The sequence below is a fragment of the Microvirga thermotolerans genome, from assembly GCF_009363855.1.
Lineage (GTDB): Bacteria > Pseudomonadota > Alphaproteobacteria > Rhizobiales > Beijerinckiaceae > Microvirga > Microvirga thermotolerans.
Window position 1 is genome coordinate 1881752 of the sequence record NZ_CP045423.1, and the last position, 20636, is coordinate 1902387.

Genomic DNA, 20636 nt, shown 5'->3' on the forward strand with positions numbered 1-20636 from the left:
GGTCGCGGCTTAAGGACGCTTCGGGATGTCGAGCCCGCGTTGGACGGCAGGGCGGGCGAGGCCCCGCTCCAGCCATGCGGGAACGTTGCGGAGCGTGTCGAACCGGACGAGCTCGCCCGCGCCGTAGAAGCCGATGAGATTGCGCACCCAGCCGAGGAGCGAGATGTCGGCGATGGTGTAGTCCGGTCCCATGATCCACTCGCGCCCGTCCAGCCGCTGCTCGAGCACGCCGAGCAGGCGCTGCGATTCGGCGCGGTAGCGTTCGAGGGGACGCTTGTCCTCGATCTCCCGGCCCGCGAACTTGTGGAAGTACCCGAGCTGGCCGAACATCGGGCCGACCGCCGCCATCTGGAAGAAGACCCACTGCACGGTCTCGTAGCGCCGTGCGGGATCCTTCGGCAGGAGCTGCCCGGTCTTCTCGGCGAGGTAGAGCAGGATCGCGCCGGACTCGAACAGGGCCAGCGGCTTGCCGCCCGGACCGTCCGGATCGACGATCGCCGGAATCTTGCCGTTCGGGTTGAGCGAGAGGAATTCGGGCGTCCAGGTCTCGTTCTTGCCGATGTCGATCAAATGGGGCTCGTAGGGAAGGCCGGTCTCCTCCAGGGCGATGGAGACTTTCACGCCGTTCGGCGTCGGGAGGGAGTAGAGCTGCAGGCGGTCGGGATGCCGGGCGGGCCAGCGCTTGGTGATGGGAAAAGCGGAAAGGTCTGACATCAGGAACTCCGAAATGGACGGCGCCATCCGGGCGGAACAGGGTCGCAAGGTCAAGCTTCGAAAATGCAAACGCCATTGGCGTTCGAGACGATGCGCCTCGCCGGGTGCCGGCGCAGCCGGGGTTGATCGCCGCCGACCCGGTCGGCCATAACCGTCCTTCGGAGGCCGCGCGGCCTTGCCCCCAGTGCGCATGCCGGAGATTTCCATGTTTCTCACGAACCAGGACGTGGTCGAGCTGACCGAGTGGCGCCGGGGGCTCCACCGCATGCCCGACGTCTCGGGAGAGGAGGCGAGGACCGCGGAAACGGTGGCGGCGCTCCTGGCCTCGACCGGGGCCGACCGGATCGTCACCGGCCTCGGAGGTCATGGCGTCGCCGGAATCTACGAGGGCCGCGAGCCGGGGCCGACCGTGATGGTCCGCGCCGAGCTCGACGGTCTCCCGATCCAGGAAATCTCGGATGTTCCGCACCGCTCCGCCGTGCCCGGCAAGGCCCACCTGTGCGGCCATGACGGACACATGGCGATCCTGGCCGCCCTGGCGCGGGGCCTCGGCCGCCGCCGCCCGCAGCGGGGCCGCGCAGTTCTCATGTTCCAGCCGGCCGAGGAGGACGGCTCCGGGGCCGCCGCCGTGGTGGAGGATCCGAAGTTCCGCGAGATCGCCCCCGACTTCGCCTTCGCCCTTCACAACCTGCCGGGCATGCCCCTCGGCAAGGCGGCGCTGATCGAAGGCCCGGTGAGCTGCGCGTCGCGGGGCATGCGCATCGCCCTGATGGGCAAGACCGCCCATGCCTCCATGCCGGAATTCGGCCTCTCGCCCGCGGATGCGGTCGCGAAGCTGATGCCCGCGCTGACGGGGCTTGGCCGGGGCGGCCCCCTCGACGAGGGGTTCGCCATGGTGACGGTGACCCATGCCCGCGTGGGCGAGCCCGCCTTCGGCATCGCTCCGGGATACGCGGAGATCTGGGCGACGCTCCGCACCTTGACGGATGCGGGGATGGAGGGACTCGTCTCGCGGGCCGAGGCATTGGCGGCCGACGTGGCGAGGGAGCAGGGGCTCGGCCTCGAGATCGCCTATCGGGACGTGTTCCGCCACTGCGAGAATGCGCCGGAAGCCGTGGCCCACCTGCGCCGGGCTCTCGACGCGGAGGCCGTTCCCTGGGACCGGGGCGACCTGCCCATGCGCCCGTCGGAGGATTTCGGCCGTTTCGGCGACGGGGCCTGCGCCGCCATGTTCTTCCTGGGCGCCGGGGAGAAACACCCGAGCCTGCACAATCCCGACTACGATTTTCCGGACGACCTGATCGCCATCGGCGCCCGCGTCTTCATGCGGACCCTGCGAGACATGCTCGGGTAGGGCCGCGCACGCGTTGCGAAGGAGCGCATGCGCGAATTGACGTAGATCAAGAAGCCTCTTGGCGCTTCGGCTAACGTAATTTCCCGGTCGCGTCCTCCCGACCGGATCAACCTAGCCATTGCCGCGCCCTGCGCGAACCGATCAAAAGGCGAACTGCATGTCCGTGACATTTCTCCAAAGAGAGGCCGGCTCCTGTCCCGCTCGCGACGAGGGACAGGTCCTGACGGTGCTCGTCGGCAACAACCCGATCCTGTTGGCCGGCCTCCAGCAGATGCTGGAGGGGACCCGGTTCCAGGTCCAGGAGGAGCTGGAGCAGCGTCTGGGATCGGGACGGTCTTTCGGCCGCATGCCCGGCCTGATCGTGGTCGACGCGGCTCGCTTCGCCGAGCGGACGATCTCTCTCGTCGAAGATCTCAGGAGCGAGTACCCGGACGGACGGATCGTGCTTCTCGCCGACCGTTTCGAGCCGGACTTCGTCGGACAGGCCCACCGGGCCGGTGCGGACGGATTCTGCCTGACGAGCACGGATGGGACCGTGCTGGCCGCAGCCCTCGAACTCGTGATGCGCGGCGAGGTCGTCTTTCCCTCGACCTTCGTCCTGTCTCTGCTGAGCGCCGGACCGGCCCTCCGGGAACTCGAACGGAGCGCAACCCTCGGGTCCGCGGGCGATTCGTCGGACATGCACAGATTGTCGGGTCGGGAGGCCGAGATCCTGCGCCGTCTGATGGAAGGCGCGCCCAACAAGGTCATCGCGCGCAAGCTCGGGCTTGCCGAAGCCACGGTCAAGGTTCACGTCAAGGCGATCCTGAGAAAGATCGGCGTGCAGAACCGGACGCAGGCCGCCATGTGGGCCGCATCGCGGGATCTCTCGGCGCTGCAGGCGGAGGCGTCGCCGCTCTCCGCCCCGCTCGAGACGGCCGGGTAGGACGCTCCCGGAGCGGAGGAGAAGCCGGGTTCGGGTGTCGCCTCCCCATCAGGTGGTCCTGGCGGTGAACACGTATCCGATCCCGCGCACCGACTTCACGAGGGTCGGGTGCTTGGGATCCGCCTCGATCTTGCGGCGCAGCCGCGCCACCTGGGCATCGATGGAGCGGTCGATGGCCTCCCACTGACGCCCTCGGGTGAGATCCATCAGCTGGTCGCGGTTCAGAACCCGGCCGGGGTGGCGGGCGAAGGTGGCGAGGAGGTCGAATTCCCCGGTCGTGAGCGGAACCGCCGAGCCGTCGGGCGCCTTCAGCTCCCTCCGGGCGAGGTCGAGCTGCCAGCCGTCGAAGCGGATGATTTCCTCCGTGGAGAGTTGCGTGCCGGCGGCCGAATCGGCTGCTTCTGCGGGTGCCGCGGGCAGGAGACGTCGCAGGACGCTCTTGATCCGGGCGAGAAGCTCCCTGAGGTGGAAGGGCTTGGCGATGTAGTCGTCGGCCCCGAGTTCGAGCCCGACCACCATGTCGACCATGTCCGAGCGGCCGGTGAGCATGATGATGCCGAGGTTGCTGTAGCCGGGCTGCGAGCGGATCTCGCGGGCCAGCTTGAGCCCGTCCTCGCCCGGCAGGACCAGATCCAGAAGAACCAGGTCCACCTTGGTTCGGGCGAGGCTCTCACGCATCGCCCGACCGCTTTCGGCTGAACTGACCTGAAAGCCTTCTTCCGACAGATAGCGCGAGAGCATCTGTCGGATCTTGGGATCGTCATCGACGATGAGAATGTGTGGAGTATCCGTCACCCTGCCGTCGTCCTGGGAGGTCGGGCCAGTCTTCTCGCGCATTGCCCGTTTCTTTATCGGGCAAGGCATTACGGTTGGGAACCTATCCTAAAGGGCCAGTAAGATTGAATATTTTCACCGATCGTCCGCCAAGGGAAGGGGGCTCCTTCTCGCGAACGCAGGAATTTTCGGGGGCGGCTTCGTAACATTCCGTTACGAAACGAGACATAATCGCACAGTCCGAAAGTACGTCTGTGACATTCGCCTGCTTTGGTCTGGGCAACTCAGATCGTGACCGGAGCCCCCCATGTATGCCTCCCGACTCGCCTCGATGCCCGGCGTCGCGATGCTTCCGGCGCTCGGCCTGCCGCCGGAGGCTCCAAGCCTGGATGCCCTGTTTGCCGCCCAGCCCACGGAGAGCCTTGCTCCCGGCGCCGCGCTGTTCTGGGAAGGCGATGCGGCCGACTATTTCTACCGGGTCTCCGAGGGCTGCCTCCGTCTCTATCGCATTCTGCCGGACGGGCGCCGGGCCATCATGGGCTTCGTCTTCGGCGGCGAGATGGTCGGTCTCTCCTGCCTCGACATGCACCGGTACACGGCCGAGGCCGTCACGGCGGTGCGCGTCCGCCGGCTCAGCCGCAGCCGCCTCCACGCGATGGGCGAGGGAGCCGGAGAACTTCAGCGGCTCCTTTTCACCCGGCTCTTCGAGGAGATGATGGCCGCCCACCGCCATATCATCGTGCTGGGCCAGATGGGGGCAGAGGAGCGGGTCGCCCATTTCCTGGCATCGGCAGCCTGCCGCACCCGCGCGGATCGGAAGAGGCCGGTGGTCCTCGACCTGCCGATGACCCGTCTGGACATCGCCGACTATCTCGGCCTGACCATCGAGACGGTCTGCCGCATCCTTTCGAAATTCAAGCGCGACGGGCTGATCGCCCTCGAAGGCCGGCACAGGGTGATCCTGCGCAGCCTGCGGACACTCCAGGAAATCGCCGGAGAGCCGGACGGCTTCGATGCCGGCGACATCCGGGAAGGGCGGGCTCGGCATCTCGCGGTCGAGGCGCACTGAGCCGCGCCAGCAGGGCGACCGGGACGGGGTACGCCGTCCCCATCAAGAACGGGAACAGCCAAGGGGAAGCAACATGAAGTGGCAGAGCATTGCAGCCGGCGGCACCGGGCCGACCTTCGAGCGTGTCTACAACCTCTTCCGGAACAGGGAGGCGCGCGATCTCTGCTGCGCCGCGCCCGAGGACCGTCCGGTTCCGGCGTTCCTCGACGGCGAGGCCTGGGAATATGCAGGCACCCTGCGCGAAAGCGACGCGCCTCTCCTCGGCTTCGACCGGACGGCAGCCGAACTCGGCGCCCGGCTGAACGGGTTTCACCTGTTCCAGTTGGCGCGTTCGAATAACGATGGGCGGACGGTCACGGCCGATCGTTGCGATGTGATCTATTTCTCTGCGCTGCGGCCTGGCAGAATGGATTTAGAGCTTCGATCGGTCGGTCGCAAAGGATCCCATGGGCTCCTCGGCTCCGCCCGGGATCCTCGAAGGACGTCGACGTGCGGCGTCCTGAGCGGCGAGGCGGGAAGTGCCCATGCGCCGAGGGCTGCGTGTCGGGCCGCTCGAGACTGATGCCTCCGGCGCTCCCGGTGTCGGGGCATTCCCTTTGTGAGGCCCGGGCAGCGGCGGCGCGTCGAGAAGGAGCGTGGCACATGTTGGATGGTGACAAGGAGCCGGCTCGGACCGACATGGCAATTGCATCGGAGCCTCCGGCCGAACGGATCGCCTCCGCCCCCTCGAGCGAGGACCTCTTCCGCAGCCTGGCCGAGCTCAGCCCCGACGGCATCCTCATCAATGCCGGCGGGCGCTTCACCTACGCAAATCCCGCCGCTCTCCGCCTTCTGGGAGCGGACTCGCCCGAACGGATCCTGGGCCGCTCGCCGTTCGAGCTCATCCTGCCCGCCTTTCACGACATGGCCCGGGAGCGCATCGCCAGGGTTCTGCAGGGACACACCAATCCGCTCGTGGAGATGAGTTTCAGGCGTCTGGACGGCGCCGAGATCGTCGTCGAGGTGACCGCCGGTCCGGTTCCCTGGAAGGGTGAGACGGCCGTTCAGGTGCTGCTTCGCGACGTCAGCGAGCGCAGGCGGGCCGAGGAGGCACGCAGGCTCAGCGAGGCCAGGCTGCGGATGGTCCTGGAGGCCATTCCCATCGGTGCGGTCGTCGGCGACGGCACCGGCCGGATCGTCGAAGCCAACAAGGCGTATCTCGATCTGATCGGCAGCACGAAGGACGATCTTCTCTCCGGGCGCGCGCGCTGGGATGCGGTCACGCCGCCCGAGTGGATCGCCGCCGACCGGCGTGCCATCGCCGAGACGCGCGCGCGGGGCGTCTCGGCCCTGTACGAGAAGGAGTATGTCCGCAACGGCGAGCGAATCCCGGTCATGCTGCGGCTCGCGGCGATCGACGGCGGCGAAACCCTGGTAGGGTTCGCCTTCGACCTCAGGGAGCGCAAGGCAGCCGAGGCGGCCATCCAGGAGAAGACCGCGGAATGGGAGGCCCTGGTCGAGACCGCTCCCGTCGCGGTCTGGTATGCCTACGACTGCGAACTGCGCGAGGTGAAGGCGAACCGCTATGCCTCCGAACTGCTCGACGTCCCTCTCGTCTTCGATCTATCGGACTGGCAGAAGCAGGGGATTTCCAATCGACGCATCTTCAAGGACGGGGTCGAGGTTCGGCCGGATCAGGCGCCGCTTCGCCGCGCCATCCGCGGCAGCGAAATCCGCGGCGAGGAGTGGGAGGTCCGCTTCGACGACGGGCGCAGCATCTTTCTCCTCTACAACGCCTCGCCCCTGCGGAACCGGCAGGGCGAGGTGGTGGGAGCCATCGCCGCGGCCGTGGACATCACGTCGCGCAAGAAATCGGAGGCCGGCCTGGGCGAGCGGGAAGCGCGGCTCCAGTCCATCCTCGACACGGTGCCGGAGGCCCTCGTCACCATCAGCGAGCGCGGCACCATCGAATCCTTCAGCCGCTCCGCCGCGGCCCTGTTCGGATACAGCGCCGACGAGGTCATCGGCCGGAACGTGAACATTCTGATGCCCTCGCCCTATCGCGAGGAGCATGACGGCTACCTGCAGCGATACCTGAGGTCGGGCGAGAAGCGGATCATCGGCGTCGGCCGGGAGGTGATCGGTCGGCGCAAGGACGGCAGCACCTTCCCCATGGAACTCGCCGTCGGCGAGGTGGAGATCGGCGACCAGCACATGTTCACCGGCTTCATCCGCGACCTCAGCGCCCGCCGGAAGATCGAGCAGGACCTCCGTCAGGCGCAGAAGATGGAGGCCATCGGCCAGCTCACGGGCGGCGTGGCTCACGACTTCAACAACCTTCTCACCGTCATTCTCGGCAACCTGGAAATGCTGGGATCGGAGATCGCCGACGAGCGGCAGCGGGAGCTGCTCAGGGAGGCCTGCGAGACGGCGGAGCACGGGGCCCAGCTCACCGAGCGCCTGCTCGCCTTCGGCCGCAGACAGCCATTGCAGCCCAAGCCCACCGACGTAGGCGACCTTCTCGGTGCGATGACGCCGCTCTTGCGGCGGACCCTCGGCGAGACGGTGCGGGTTGCGGGCCGGTCGGACACCGACCTGTGGAAGGTGCTGGTCGATCCGAGCCAGCTGCAGAACGCGCTCCTCAACCTCGCCATCAACGCCCGCGATGCGATGCCCGGCGGCGGCAGCCTGCTGATCGCGGCCGAGAACGTCGAGATCCGCGCAGACCAGGCCTTGCTGCATCCTGAGATCCAGGCCGGCCAGTATGTCCTCACGACGGTGACGGATACCGGAACCGGCATGCCGCGAAACGTGCTCGAACGCGCGTTCGATCCTTTCTTCACGACCAAGGAGGTCGGCGCCGGCAGCGGTTTGGGCCTTTCCATGGTCTACGGTTTCGTCAAGCAGTCCGGCGGACACATCACCATCGACAGCGAGCCCGGCAGCGGCACGACGGTCCGCATGTATCTGCCGCGGGCGCTTCCGGCGGAAGATGCGGCCGAAATCCGATCTTCCGGGGTTGCCGTGGAGACCTTCCATGCGAAAGGCGAAACCGTCCTCCTGGTGGAGGACGAACCGCGGGTGCGGCGGGTGACGCTCGCGCGGCTCCAGGGACTCGGCTACAACGTGCTCGACGCCGCCCACGGCCCGGCCGCTGTGGCGCTGCTCGACCGGCATCAGGATATCGACGTCCTGTTCACCGACATGGTGATGCCCGGCGGCATGACGGGGGCCGACCTGGCGGACGTGGCGCGGGCGAAACGTCCGGGGATCAGGGTGCTGCTTACCTCCGGCTATGCCGAACCCGACATGGTGAGGCGCGGCCGCTCGGCGGATGCCGGATGGCTGAGGAAGCCCTACAGCACTCTGGAGCTCGCGCGGACCCTCCGGGAGGTGCTCAAGCCCGCCTGACCGCGGTCGCCCCATCGCCGCGCCCATCCGCGCCGTTACGAATTGTTACCAAGCCGCACACATTTTTACTCCCGCGCCGTCTCCGCGTAACAGAGGCAGGCTCTTATGGCCTCGTCGACGAGGCCGAGAGTCTTCCATGAACGTGAGCGATCACCTCTCCATTCCCTCATCTGGCGTACCGGTCGATCCGTCACCCTCGGCAGCTGCCGGAATGGTGGGCTTCGCTGTCGATCCCGTTTTTCCCATCCGCGTATCCCTGAACCATCGCCGATAACGGCAGGGGAGACGGCCATGCCCATCTTCGACTCGCTTGCGGTCAACGACAACGACGAGGCGCAGGCCTTTCTCAGGGCGGTGCTGGCGGCACCGGCCCGGCGGGCGGCGCCACGGCATCCCGACGAGGATGCCCGGCTGTTCGGTGTCGGGATCGGGGCGCCGCCCCGGCACGCCAGGCCGGGCGTTCCGCTCATCGTCGGCGTTGCGGTTTCCATTGCGGTCGTCCCGCCGGCAGAATCGTCGACTTCGTCCTTTTGCAGGAGGCGGCTCCCATGATCGCCGCAGTCACGATGGCCGTGCCTCTTGCCCTCGCAATCCTCCTCTCGGGCGTGACACTCCTTAAGGCCGGATCGCAGCGGCGGCCATCGCCCGCGCGTGGGGTCGGTTCGGAAACGGTTACCCGACGGTACGGAAAGCCGAGCACTGGACGTCTCGGGAGCGGACCCTCGGCGACAGGACAGAAACTCGGGAAGGTGGTTTCATGACTTTCAACAGGCGTGCGATCGACGGTTTCGGCCAACGTCCGGTGATGTATTCCCCCGAAATTCTGCCGCGGCTTCAGTCGCTTCTGGCGAGGCTGGCGGATATCGATTTCGCGTTCGAGAGGGATCTCGAATCCGTTTCCAGGGGCGAGGTCGACGAGCGACTGAAGCGCAAGGAGAGGGCGATCCTCCGGACGCGCCATCGTGACCGGCGGGCGCCGTACCTGCGCGATATCGCCGCGCTGCAGGCGCGTATCTACGATGCCTCCGGCCGCGAGGGCTGAGCCATCGAATCATCTCCAGGACACGGGAAGCCGCACGGGCGGCGCCATCGCACCGACATCGGCGCATGGCCCGGAACGGCAGGGCAGGGATGTGCCGTCGGCCCGGTTCCTTCCTTCCGTGAGCCGGACGGCTGCGGCGCAACCTGCGGCCGCCCGGCGCCTCCTGCGCACGACAGGATTGTGCCCGCGTCTTGACCTATCGCAAAAGCCGACACCGGCGAAGGCTCTATTCTCCGCAGACATTCGGGGGCCGCCCCCAGACGGAGCAACGGCTCCGGGATCGCGGCCTCCGAGGAGAGGGTCATGACGAACGCTTCCAGCCTTCGCGTCCCTTCGCCGAAGTCATGGTTCGATCGGTTCGGAATCGAGCCAAGGAAGCTTCTTCTCATCTGCCTCGCCTTCGACGCCACCGTCTTCGTGATCGACGTCCTGCTGCCGGTCGAGTATTCCGTCGGAATCCTCTATGTCGGCGCGACGCTGCTGGCATTCTGGCTGCCGCGGTCCCGGGCGACGGTCGGACTTGCGCTCCTGGGAACGGTGCTGCTCGTTTCAGGATATCTCGCCTCGCCGATGAGCCATGCCTATGGCTCTTCGGAGACGGTCGTCAACCGGACGCTCGCGCTGCTCGTCATGTGGTGGACGGCCGCTCTCGCCAGCGCCCACCAGGTGGCCCGCTCGGCCCTGGAGCGGAGCGAAGCCTATGCCCGCGCAAACGAGGCGCGGCTCCGTTCGATCCTCGAGACGGCCCCGGAGGCCCTCATCACCATCGACGAAGGCGGCCGCATCGAATCCTTCAGCCGCTCCGCCGCGGCCCTGTTCGGATACGAGGCGCACGAAGTCATGGGGCGGAACGTGAACATGCTGATGCCCTCGCCCTATCGCGAGGAGCATGACGGCTATCTCTCCCGCTACCGGAGGACGGGGGAGAGGCGCATCATCGGCATCGGGCAGGTGGTCAGCGCCCGGCGGAAGGACGGCACGGTCTTTCCCATCGAGCTTGCGGTGGGCGAGGCGATGGTGGGAGAGCATCGCCTGTTCACCGGTTTCATCCGGGACATGACCGCCAAGCAGAGGATGGAGCAGGACCTGCGGCAGGCGCAGAAGATGGAGGCGGTGGGCCAGCTCACGGGCGGTATCGCCCACGACTTCAACAACCTCCTCACCGTCATCCTCGGCGATCTCGAAATGGTCGAGATGCGGCTGAAGGACGGGCCGCTGCTGGAGCTCGTGAAGGAGGCTCGCGAGACGGCGGAGCACGGGGCCCAGCTCACCGAGCGCCTGCTCGCCTTCGGCCGCAGGCAGCCGCTTCGACCAACGCTCACCGATGTCGGGAAGCTCCTGGGGGACATGGAGACGCTGCTTCGCCGTACGCTCGGGGAGGCGGTCGAGGTCAGGACGCAGGGCGGGGCAGGGCTTCCCAAGGTCGAGGTCGATCCCAGCCAGCTCCAGAGCTCGATCCTGAATCTCGCCATCAACGCCCGCGACGCCATGCCCGGCGGCGGCAAGCTGACGATCTCCGTGGCGAACGCGGTGATCGATTCCGATGACGCCAGCCTTCGTGCCCAGATTCGCCCTGGCCGCTATGTGGTCATTTCCGTCAAGGACTCCGGAAGCGGAATGTCCCGGGAGGTGCAGGAGCGCGCCTTCGATCCGTTCTTCACGACCAAGGAGATCGGCGCCGGCAGCGGGCTCGGCCTTTCCATGGTCTACGGCTTCGTCAAGCAGTCGAAGGGCCATGTCCGAATCGACAGCGAGCTCCGCCACGGCACGACGGTGAGGATTTATCTTCCCGCTTCGGACAGGACCTCTCCGAAGAGTGCCGCCCTGCGCGGCAAGGCAACCGAGGCCCTGCGCGCCCGCGGCGAGACCGTCCTCGTCGTGGAGGACGAGCCGCGCGTGCGGCGACTGACGACGAAACGGCTCCGGGACCTCGGCTATCAGGTGCTGGAAGCCGCCAACGGGCCCGCCGCTCTTGCTATACTCGATGCCGAATCCCGGATCGACCTGGTGTTCACCGACATCGTCATGCCGGGCGGCATGACGGGGGCCGACGTCGCGAGGCACGTCCAGGACAGGAGGCCGGAAATCAAGGTGCTGTTCACCTCCGGCTACGCGGAGCCGGATCTCGTGAAGCAGGGACTGGCCAAGAGCGCCTTCTGGCTGAAGAAGCCGTACACCACCGCCGACCTGGCCCAGACCCTGCGGCGCATCCTTGATGGTGCGCGCTGAGCCGGGCGCTCACCCGGCCGCGGCGTCCCGCAAGGCGCCGAGGACATCGACGGAGGCCCATCGCTCCCGGATCTTCCCGTCGGCAATGCGCCAGAACACCATGCCGGTGAACTCGACAGGCTTGTGGGAGGCAGGGATCCCACGGAAATCGGCCTTGTGTGTTCCCCGCCAGCGGGCGCGGACGGCCACCCGGTCGCCTTCGGCGACCATGTCCTCGATCACGACGTGGAGATCGGGAAAGACCTTCTTCAGGCCTTGGATGTGCTGCTTGACTCCCTCCGGCCCGAGGCGCGCCCCGGCGGCATGGTCGAAGAAGTCGTCACCGACCTGTGCGTCGATGGCAACGGGATCGAAATTGTTGGCCGTCGCCTCGTAATGGGCCCGGACCAGGTCCTTGTTGCGTTCCAGGGTGCTCGACATGCTGAATTCCCAACCGAATGCGTAGCGCTCAGGGTCGCGCGCGGCGTCTGCTCCACTCTGGAGGCCGCCAGGGCGGCAGGCAGCCTCGCCGGAGGCCGGACGATAGCGACGGACGCGCCGATGGCAAGGCAAATCGCATTCGTCGAATTGGCCTCGCATCTACCGACGGAGGATGGGGATCGGTTCCCCGGAGCGGGACTCATCTCCTCGCAGGGGCGGATTGCGCGCCCAGGGCCATGTCGAGACGCAGAGCCGGGTTCTTCGGCGCATCCGGTCCATGGCCATGCAGCCCCGGCGGATCGCCGAGGTCCAGGCCGCCATCGTCGAGGTGGGCATAGGCAGTCGGGTCGTAATGCGTCTCCGGTCCGACCAGGCATTCCGCGAGGCCGGCGCGAACGCCCTCTTCGTCGATGCCGTTGCCGATGAACACCAGTTCCTGGCGGCGGTCTCCCCAGGCGGGATGCCAGCGCTCATGAAGATAGGCGAGGAACGGCGGAACGTTGGGCCAACGGCTCCTCGGCACGGCGCACCACCACAGGCCCTTGAAATTCAGGCGCAGCTGGGCGCCCGCGACCGAGAACTCCACGACGTTGTCCGGATGCGTCGCGAGCCACAGATGCCCCTTGGCCCGCAGCAGGCCGGGCAAGGGGCGGTCGAGAAAGGCCTTCAGCCTCGCGGGGTCGAACGGACGCCTCGCCCGGAAGACGAAGCTCGATATGCCGTACTCTTCCGTCTCCGGCCTGTGATGGGCGCTGCCATGCAGTTCCTTGAACCACAAGGGGTGCGTTGCCGCCTTTCCTTCCCGGAACAGGCGGGTGTCGAGAACCCGGCCGGCCGGGACCTTGCCGAAGTCGGTTTCGAGAACGACGGCGTCCGCATTGAGCGCCCGGACGACGCGGCGCACCCGGTCCCGCTCCGTACTCTCGACTGACGAGACCTTGTTGATGACGATCAGGTCGGCGAACTCGATCTGGTCGACGAGGAGATCCGCAAGGCAGCGTTCGTCATCCTCCGTCGCCGCCTGGCCGCGCTCGCGCAGGAGGTCCCGGCTTTCGAAGTCGCGGAGGATGCTTTGAGCGTCGACGACGGTGATCACCGCATCGAGGCGCGCGATGTCCGAGATCGCGAAGCCGTCCTCTCCCCGGAACGAGAAGGTCGCCGCGATCGGCAGGGGTTCCGCGATGCCGGTCGCCTCGATCAGCAGATAGTCGAAGCGGTTCTCGCGGGCGAGCCGTGCGATTTCCTTGTGAAGGTCGTCCCTCAGGGTGCAGCAGATGCATCCGTTCGTCAGCTCGACCAGCTGCTCCGACGTATGGGACAGGTCCGCGCCGCCGGAGCGGATGAGATCGGCATCGATGTTGATCTCGCTCATGTCGTTGACGATGACGGCGACGCGCCTGCCTTCCCGGTTGTTGAGAAGATGATTGAGGAGCGACGTCTTTCCCGCGCCCAGGAAGCCGCACAGGACGGTCACGGGAAGGAGCCGTCCGGTCTGTCTCGTCGAGGCTGAAAGGGTCATCGCTCAGGCCGCCAGGGGGTTGAAGACCACGTCCACGAAATAATTCGTGGAGTTGTAGGAGCTCGCCGGGAAGAGCCCCGACGGGCCGTAGGCATAGACGCCGTTGTTGCCCGCCGGAGCGGTGAGCGGCCCGTTCGTGACCGGAGCCGTGAAGTAGTTGGATGTCGAGGCATAACGCCCGTTGCTGTGATAGGAGACCACGTAGGTCTCGTTGTCGTTCACGGCGACGGGCGTCGTGAAGTACGCGGTCTGCCAGCCGCTGGCCGTTTCGTTGGTGAAGGTGACCGTTCCGAGCAGGGTGCCGGTCGCGGTCCACAGGTGTCCCTCGTGGGTGCCCGTGTCGCCCGAGCCCTTGTAGAACTTGACCGCGCTCACCGTGCCTGCGCTGCTGGTCTGGAAGCGCATGCCGAGTTCCACGGAGTTCGGATCGGCGTTCGAGAGCACCGCGGGGGTCGCGGAAGGCGAGAACAGGGACACGGCCGTCGCGCTCTCCTCGACGACCGACAGGCTGACGGAGGCGGAGGAGGTTCCCCCGCGACCGTCGGCGATCGCGTAGGTGAAGCCGGCGCTTCCCACGTAACCAGGGTCGGGCGTGAAGGTGACGGTGTTCGCCTGTGCGTTGAACGTCGCCGTGCCGTTGGTGGCATTGCTCACGCCCGTGATGGACAGGGTGTCGCCGTTCGGGTCCGTGTCGTTCGCGAGGAGCGATCCCGCGGCGATGGTCAGGGCGCGGTCCTTCGCCGTTGCGAAGCCGCTGTCCGCCGTCGCGGCCGGCGGCTGGTTCTCCGTCGCTGCGGGGTTGAACAGGACATCCACGAAGTAGTTGGCGGATCCGTAGCTGTTGGTGGGGAACGCGGGCGTGGAGCCGTAGGCATAGACGCCGTTGTTGCCGGCCGGAGCGGTCAGCGGCCCGTTCGTGACCGGAGCCGTGAAGTAGTTGGATGTCGAGGCATAGCGGCCGTTGCTGTGGTAGGAGACCACGTAGGTCTCGTTCGGGTTGATCGCGATGGGCGATGCGAAGGTGGCGGTCTGCCAGCCGCTCGCGGTCTCGTTGGCGAAGGTGAGGGTGCCGAGCAGGGTGCCGCTGGCGGTCCAGAGCCGGCCTTGGTGGGTGCCCGTGTCCCCCGTTCCCTTGTAGAACTTGATCCCGCTCACGGTGCCGGCCACGGAGGCCTGGAACTTCATGCCGAGCTCGACGGAGTTCGGATCGGAGCTCGAGAGCACCGCTGGCGTGGCTGAGGGCGAGAACAGCGAGCGGGGCGCCGTACTGGGATCCGTCACCGTCAGCGCGACGCTGGCGGAGGCCGTGCCTCCATGGCCGTCGGAGACGGTATAGGTGAAGCCTGCGCTTCCCACATACCCTGCGTCGGGCGTGAAGGTGACGGTGTTCGTCTGCGGATCGAACGCGACCGCTCCGTTGGTCGCGCCGCTCACGCCCGTGATGACGAGGGTGTCGCCGTTCGGGTCGGTGTCGTTGGCCAGGAGAGACGCGGCCGAGATCGTCAGCGCATCGTCCCGGCTGGTGGTGAAGCCGCTGTCCGCATTGGCCGTGGGGGGCTGCTGGGGGCCCGGATCGAAGATCACGTCCACCCAGTAGTTCGCGTTGTAGCCGGATGAATTCGGGAAGAGGGCGCCGTCGCCATAGGCGTAGACCGAGGCGCTCGCCGGAGCGGTCAGCGGCCCGGAGGTGATGGGAGCGGTGAAGTAGTTCGACGTCGTCGAGTAGTACTTGGTGTGGTAGGAGGCCACGTAGGTCTGGCCGGGCACGATCGCGATGGGCGTGGAGAAGGTCGCCGTCTGCCAGCCCGAATAGGTCATGTTGTCGAAGGTGGCGGTCGCCAGCAGCGTGCCGTCGGACGACCAGAGATGGCCGACGCGCTCCCCCAGAATCTGCGCCGGCTTGTAGAAGCGGATTCCCGTGACGGTCCCGGCGGCGGAGCTGGTGAACTTCATGCCGAGCTCGACGCTGCGGGCATCGACGTTGAACAGGGTCGTCGGCGTGTCCGAGAAGTTGAAGAAGCTGCTGGTCAGGGCCGGCTTCACCGTGACGGAGATCGGCGTCGTCGCCCCACCCAGGTTGACGCTGTCGTCCACCGCGCGGGCGAGCACCTGATAGGTGCCGCTGTCGGGGGCCTGCCAGGTATAGGTCCAGGTCTCGCGACCCGTCGCCTTGTGCCAGCTCTGGCCGCCGTCCGTCGAGACCTCGACCCCCGCCACCAGGCCGCCCACATCCGCCGCGGTGCCGGAGATCGTGACGTACTGCCCCTCGTAGATGTCGGTCGTCCCATTGGGGAAGGTGAGGGTGGCGGTGGGGGCGGTGCGGTCGGTCGACGCGGCGGCGAGGACGAGGCTGGCCTGGAGCGTCTGCGGCTGGACGCCCATGTCCGCGAACAGGTTCACCATCGCCTGCTGGACGTTGGGATCGACCGGCGTCGCCTCCACGTAATTGTTCTCGTCGAGGCCCCAGGACCAATAGACGGTGCCAGCGCCGAACACGAGGGCGCCGCTGGAAGCCCGATAGAGCGTGAGGCTGTGCGTCGCCGTTCCCGGTCCGACCGTCGAGCCGTAATCCTGAAGGAGCGTGTTCACGCTCACGCTGGAGAGGGACAGGTTGATCAGCCCGGCCGGGCGGAACCCGTTGTCGACGTCGGAGTCCCACTCGTAGCCGAGCAGGTTCTTCACGAGAGACCCCGTCTCGCCCGGTTGCAGGTTGGCGATGTCGGTATTCCGCCAGAAGCGGAACTTCGACATGTCGTAGGGAATGGTGATCGTATCCCTGCGGTACGAGTCCACCATGAACATCGTGCCGGTCAGGGAGTTCTCGGGCTCCTGACCCGGCTCCGCGAAGCGGGGGTCGCGCCAGGTGCCCGTGCCCGTCGCCGACGGGTCGATATTGGCATGGGCGAGACTCTCCTTGTAGCAGACGAGCGTGCGGTAGGGCGTCCCGTTCCCGTCGATGCTCGTCTCCCAGCGGATCTTCCAATAGGCCTCGTTGCCGCTCCAGAAGGCGAGGTTGACGCCCGCGTCACGGGCCGTCTCCACGTTCGCGCGCTGCTCGGCTGACCAGTACTCGTCGTGGCCGACGGAGAGAAAGACCTTGCTGTTGAGGAGCTGGGCGCCGTCCCGCGCCGCATCCACGCCGGAAATGTAGTTGATGTCGTAGCCGTTCCGCTCGAGCCAGCGGATGGCCTGGTACTCCGCGCCGAAGATGAAGTCCCACGGGCCGCCGGTGGGGCTCGCGGTGGTGATGTAGGGCCGGTTGTAGCTCACCGCATAGGCGCGGCCGATGGCCGTCACGCCGCAGCTGCAGTTCGGCGGCATGTAGGAGATCATGTCCTCCGGGTTGAGGGGAACCTGCCCGTAATAGAGGCTCGCCCCGCCCCAGGCATTGTAGGCCGTCCAGGTGGTGTCGGAGGTCTGGAACGTGATGTCGCTCCGGTCCTCGTCGTTGCGCACGATGAACGGGATCAGATTCGTTCCCGGCGTTCCGTCCTCGCGCACGAGCTTCGCGAAGTATACGCCCGAGACCGCATCCGCCGGCACTTCCCAGCTCGCCGAGACATCCCAGTTGCCGCAGTCGATGAGGCCGGTGGAATAGTCGACGATCGGGTGCGGCTGCACCTGCGCCGCCGTCAGGTTCTTCTCGATGGTCGCGACCTTGCGCGCCCCGGCGCCGCCGTAATACCCGAGGCGGTAGATATCGAGGCGGTATTTCGTCGAGTCGGTCGCGATCTTGAAGTCGACGGTCTGGCCGTGATTGACGCTGATGTTGGTGGCGAAGCCCTGGATGTTGGTGTCGCCGACGCCGTCCTTCAGCCCCCACTCGCTCTCCGGCGATCCCTGCTTCTGGTTCTCGAGCACGATGGCATTGAGGGCGGTGGCGGACTGCGTGCCGGGACCGCCGGATGCGGCAGGGGCGGCCATGGGGGACGCGAAGGTCCGGGTTGCCGTGCCGGAGGCAGTCGCGTCGGCCGTGCCCGTCGCGTCCGGGAAAGCGTCGGCTCCGGTGGGAGGCGGCTGCGATACGGCCGTTTCCGGGGGCGAGGAGGGCGAGGGAGCGCCGGATGCGGCCGCCGCGGCACTCGACTCCTGTGGCTCCGATAGGTTCGATCCCATGGCCGACATGCTGGAGAAGGTGGCGAAGGTGGCGGGCTGCACCGGGTATGGGGAGGCGTCGATCCGCAAGGTCCCGACAGGCGAGGGAGCCGGTGCCGGCAGGGGATCGAGGTGGCTGGGCGGCGGCGCATCGAAGCCGGGGCTCGGGGAACTCGGCGCATCGGCGGGCCCGTCGCTTCCGCCGGACGGCGGCATCGCGCTTTCTCCCGTCGGCAGGCCGCTGCTGGCGGAGCCGGTGACCGTTCCGTTCTGTCGGAGACGGAACGGGTTCTCCCCGGATTCCCCGTCCGGCTGGAGTTCCGCCCCGTCCTCCAGGCTGCCGCGAAGAAACCGCAAGCGCTTCAGCATGCTGAGGATCAGTTGTTCGTCCGTCACGCGCATGGAGGTCCCTCTCGCGGATTCAGGCAGGCGGGGGCGCGGAATAGCGTCGCCTCGACGGAGGATATTCAGCCGCGTCCGGTCCGGCAGGCGCGCAATGGTAGACTTCCTCTTCAGGATAGGTGAATCGGTTTAAGCCGCGGAAGCGGCTCCTACGGCCAGGAATAAGAGCGCTTCGGTATTACCGGCGCCCGGGGACGGTCCCCACGTGCTGTCCTGATCTGTCAAGAGGCTGGCCCCCCCGGCCAAGCACGAGGCGTGCCGCAGGCCTAGCATGCGCCGTGTCCTTGGCCGTTCTCTCGCAGGGCAGGGACGTTCCGCACGGCCCGGCTAGTCCTGCGTGGACGCGAACAGGTCATGCGGGATACGCGGGGCCCCTTGGGCCGGCCGGTTCCAGGACCGGCGAAATTCCGCAATGCCGTGCAGTCCGGCGATTCGCAGCGCCTCCTGCACCGCGTGATGGTCATCGTCTGCGAGCAGGAGGCCTCCATGAGAAAGCTCGCCATTCTCGCCGGTGCCGGTCTTGTGACCCTGGGCGGCCTGGCCGCTGCGCAGGCGCAGCCCAATCCCATCCAGGGGACGCCCGGCTCGGCCTTCCCGTACGCGGCGCCCAACGAGGTGCAGATCATCAATGGCGTGCCCTGCCGCACCCTGCTGGTGCCGGGCAATCTCCGCGTGCCCATTGAGTGCGCCGGTCCGGTCTCGACCGGCACCTTCGAGCCGGGCGTGACGGGGAGCATTCGGGTCGAGGAGCAACAGGGGGCGCCGGTTTCGGGGACTCCCGGCTCGCCCTTCCCCTATGCGACTCCGAACGAGATCCGGATCATCAACGGGGTTCCCTGCCGGACCGTCCTCATCCAGGGATCGAACGTCCGCGTGCCGATAGAGTGCGCCCGGTAGCGGCACGCCCGTTCCCCGTTCGACCGGGACCTTGACGGGCACCGGGGTGCCTGTACTTGAGGGCCGTGCCGCATGCGAACGGGGGAACGGATGGGCAGGAGATCGAACATGGGCGCGGCGGCCGGGGCGATGATGATGGTCCTCCCGTCCCTGGCCGTCGCCGCGGATTTCGGGCTCACGGTCGACCTCTCGTTTTCTCCCAAGGCGGCGGCGAAGCTCTCCTCGCTTTCGGAAGGCGTCGTCGTGGCGGCGTTCTTCTCGGGACCGCCAACGCCCGCGGCTCGGAAGAGGGCCGACGAGACCGGTCGGATCTTTCTCGGCAACGAGAAGGTCACAGTGGAGAGCGATGTCCGCTCCGCCCGGTTGACGGGCAGGGTCGTTCCCCGCAACCGGCTCGACTGGGTCGAGGACCGCAAGGTCGAGGTGCTCGTCAACGTGTACTCGGCACGCCGCAGGGGGCCGGACAACATCCTCGACTGCGACGTCTTCGAAGGCGAGGTGGCCGAAGCGGCGAAGGCGCCCGTGAGGATCGGCTGCAAGCTCATCGGGGAGTGAGCGGCGCCCACGCCATTCGCCGCACGTTCGTCAGGTAGCCCGCGCCGAACGCGAACGTCCGCCGGGTGGAGAGTCGACGAGGCGGGGAAGCATGTCCTGCCTGTGCCCGGCCACGACGACGATGCGCTTCACCTCGCCCTGCAGATAGGCCTGGAGGAACCGGTCGTAGTTCCGGAACGAGATGCAGCCGTTCGAGTCCCCGTTCGGGCCGAGCATGTAGGTGTGCGCCAGGATTCCGTCCCGACCGTGGATCGCGGCGCTGCCGCCCACCGGGGTCATGCGCAGGGCGCGCACGCCGTGGAAGAGCTTCTCCCGCTCGGTGAGGATATAGGTGCCGGGAGGCGTCGGGCCGCGCATCCGCACGTGGACGTAACGCGGATCGTCGAGCTTGTCGCCGAGGCCCGAATGGGCCTCGAGCCTCTCCCCGTTCGGCATGATCACCACCTTGGCGCTGATGTCGTACACGGCGGTCCTGCCATCCGGCGTGACGCCGGTGCCGAGCCGCGCGCCCGGTGCGATGCTCCCCGTTCCGTTCTCCAGCGCGGCGTAGGCGAGGGCGGACTCGGGCGGGGAGGCACGCTTGATGCCGAAGAGCTTCTCGATGAACGACGGGCCGTCCGCCGCTGCGGCCGGCTGCGCCGTGCCCGGCGGTGCGACGCTCCGCGCCGGAGCGGCGGCACGGGCGGCAGGCGCCGCCTCGGCGGGTTTCTGCATCCTCAGGTCGGCCGGTCGCGGAACCGGCAGGGGCACGGGCCGCTCGGCCTGAGCCAGCCGCATGGGCGGAACCGGCGGGGTCTCCGCCTCCGGCACCGCGGCCACGGCCGGTTGCGGCGCCGGCTCCTGCCGCGCCGGGGGCGGCGCAAAGGACGGGCCGAGCGGAGCGTTCTGCGCGAGGCGCAGCCGCTCGGGGACAAGGGTGGGCGTGAAGTCCATGACGGCCCGGTCGTAGATGCGGCCTGCGGCGGACGCTTCCGCAGCGGGCGACCGCTCTGCCGGGACGGCGGAGGACAGGGCGGGCGTGCGGGCGGGGTGCTGGATCAGGAATGCGGCGGGACCGGCGGCGAGCGCCAGGAGCGCCGCCGTGAGGAGAAGGCGGCCCCGGCCGCGGCGCCGGACGCGCCCGCCTGACGGATAGGGTGTGTGCACCATGGCGAACTCTACGCAACACGCCGCCGCGCACGGCACGCCGACCGGGTGCGGCCGCCGTGCGCGGAAGGTCAACTCGACTGCGCCCCATGAAAGGCCAGTTTG

Annotated in this window: 16 protein-coding genes; 10 read left to right on the top strand and 6 right to left on the bottom strand. The window is 67.6% G+C overall.

Translation table 11 applies throughout. From position 1 onward, the window contains the following. Nucleotides 1–9: 9 nt before the first annotated feature. Complete coding sequence (locus GDR74_RS08815) at nucleotides 10–714, bottom strand: glutathione S-transferase N-terminal domain-containing protein (RefSeq protein WP_152585962.1); 705 nt, start codon at nucleotides 712–714, stop codon at nucleotides 10–12. Nucleotides 715–919: 205 nt separating this feature from the next. Here GDR74_RS08815 and GDR74_RS08820 point away from each other — a divergent pair, with 205 nt between their 5' ends. Next, nucleotides 920–2068 (top strand): amidohydrolase, encoded by a 1149-nt coding sequence (locus GDR74_RS08820; RefSeq protein WP_152585963.1) that lies wholly within the window; start codon nucleotides 920–922, stop codon nucleotides 2066–2068. 157 nt (nucleotides 2069–2225) lie between these two features. After that, a complete protein-coding gene (locus tag GDR74_RS08825; protein ID WP_152585964.1) occupies nucleotides 2226–2993 on the top strand; it encodes a LuxR C-terminal-related transcriptional regulator in 768 nt (255 codons plus the stop codon). A 48-nt stretch (nucleotides 2994–3041) separates the two neighbouring features. Here the strand turns inward: GDR74_RS08825 and GDR74_RS08830 are convergent, their stop codons facing one another. Further along, nucleotides 3042–3830, bottom strand: a complete 789-nt coding sequence (locus GDR74_RS08830) for a response regulator (RefSeq protein ID WP_152585965.1) — start codon at nucleotides 3828–3830, stop codon at nucleotides 3042–3044. A 244-nt stretch (nucleotides 3831–4074) separates the two neighbouring features. Here GDR74_RS08830 and GDR74_RS08835 point away from each other — a divergent pair, with 244 nt between their 5' ends. From GDR74_RS08835 to GDR74_RS08860, 6 genes are all read left to right on the top strand, one after another. Then, entirely contained in the window at nucleotides 4075–4836 is a 762-nt protein-coding gene (locus GDR74_RS08835) for a helix-turn-helix domain-containing protein (RefSeq protein ID WP_152585966.1), read from the top strand. A gap of 73 nt (nucleotides 4837–4909) precedes the next feature. Beyond that, nucleotides 4910–5398 (top strand): hypothetical protein, encoded by a 489-nt coding sequence (locus GDR74_RS18170; protein WP_194164679.1) that lies wholly within the window; start codon nucleotides 4910–4912, stop codon nucleotides 5396–5398. Between the two features lie 116 nt (nucleotides 5399–5514). After that, complete coding sequence (locus GDR74_RS08845) at nucleotides 5515–8226, top strand: hybrid sensor histidine kinase/response regulator (RefSeq protein ID WP_152585967.1); 2712 nt, start codon at nucleotides 5515–5517, stop codon at nucleotides 8224–8226. A gap of 291 nt (nucleotides 8227–8517) precedes the next feature. Next, the gene (locus GDR74_RS08850; RefSeq protein ID WP_152585968.1) at nucleotides 8518–8778 is read left to right on the top strand and encodes a hypothetical protein; all 261 of its coding nucleotides are present in this window, start codon (nucleotides 8518–8520) and stop codon (nucleotides 8776–8778) included. Between the two features lie 205 nt (nucleotides 8779–8983). Beyond that, nucleotides 8984–9268: a hypothetical protein gene (locus GDR74_RS08855; protein WP_152585969.1), complete on the top strand. Its 285-nt coding sequence runs from the start codon at nucleotides 8984–8986 to the stop codon at nucleotides 9266–9268. Between the two features lie 303 nt (nucleotides 9269–9571). Continuing rightward, nucleotides 9572–11497 carry a PAS domain-containing sensor histidine kinase gene (locus GDR74_RS08860; protein ID WP_152585970.1) on the top strand — a complete coding sequence of 642 codons (1926 nt, stop codon included), beginning with the start codon at nucleotides 9572–9574 and terminating at the stop codon, nucleotides 11495–11497. A 9-nt stretch (nucleotides 11498–11506) separates the two neighbouring features. Here GDR74_RS08860 and GDR74_RS08865 read toward each other — a convergent pair whose 3' ends face one another. From GDR74_RS08865 to GDR74_RS08875, 3 genes are all read right to left on the bottom strand, one after another. Beyond that, nucleotides 11507–11917, bottom strand: coding sequence for an ester cyclase (locus tag GDR74_RS08865; protein ID WP_194164680.1), 411 nt, complete (start codon nucleotides 11915–11917; stop codon nucleotides 11507–11509). Between the two features lie 199 nt (nucleotides 11918–12116). Beyond that, nucleotides 12117–13436, bottom strand: a complete 1320-nt coding sequence (locus GDR74_RS08870) for a GTP-binding protein (RefSeq protein WP_152585972.1) — start codon at nucleotides 13434–13436, stop codon at nucleotides 12117–12119. 3 nt (nucleotides 13437–13439) lie between these two features. Further along, a complete protein-coding gene (locus GDR74_RS08875; protein WP_152585973.1) occupies nucleotides 13440–17900 on the bottom strand; it encodes a DUF4082 domain-containing protein in 4461 nt (1486 codons plus the stop codon). Between the two features lie 450 nt (nucleotides 17901–18350). Here GDR74_RS08875 and GDR74_RS08880 point away from each other — a divergent pair, with 450 nt between their 5' ends. Beyond that, nucleotides 18351–18830, top strand: coding sequence for a hypothetical protein (locus tag GDR74_RS08880; RefSeq protein WP_246180054.1), 480 nt, complete (start codon nucleotides 18351–18353; stop codon nucleotides 18828–18830). A 108-nt stretch (nucleotides 18831–18938) separates the two neighbouring features. After that, complete coding sequence (locus GDR74_RS08885) at nucleotides 18939–19385, top strand: hypothetical protein (RefSeq protein WP_152585974.1); 447 nt, start codon at nucleotides 18939–18941, stop codon at nucleotides 19383–19385. Between the two features lie 30 nt (nucleotides 19386–19415). Here the strand turns inward: GDR74_RS08885 and GDR74_RS08890 are convergent, their stop codons facing one another. Continuing rightward, nucleotides 19416–20534, bottom strand: a complete 1119-nt coding sequence (locus GDR74_RS08890; RefSeq protein ID WP_152585975.1) for a DUF2778 domain-containing protein — start codon at nucleotides 20532–20534, stop codon at nucleotides 19416–19418. Nucleotides 20535–20636 lie beyond the last annotated feature (102 nt).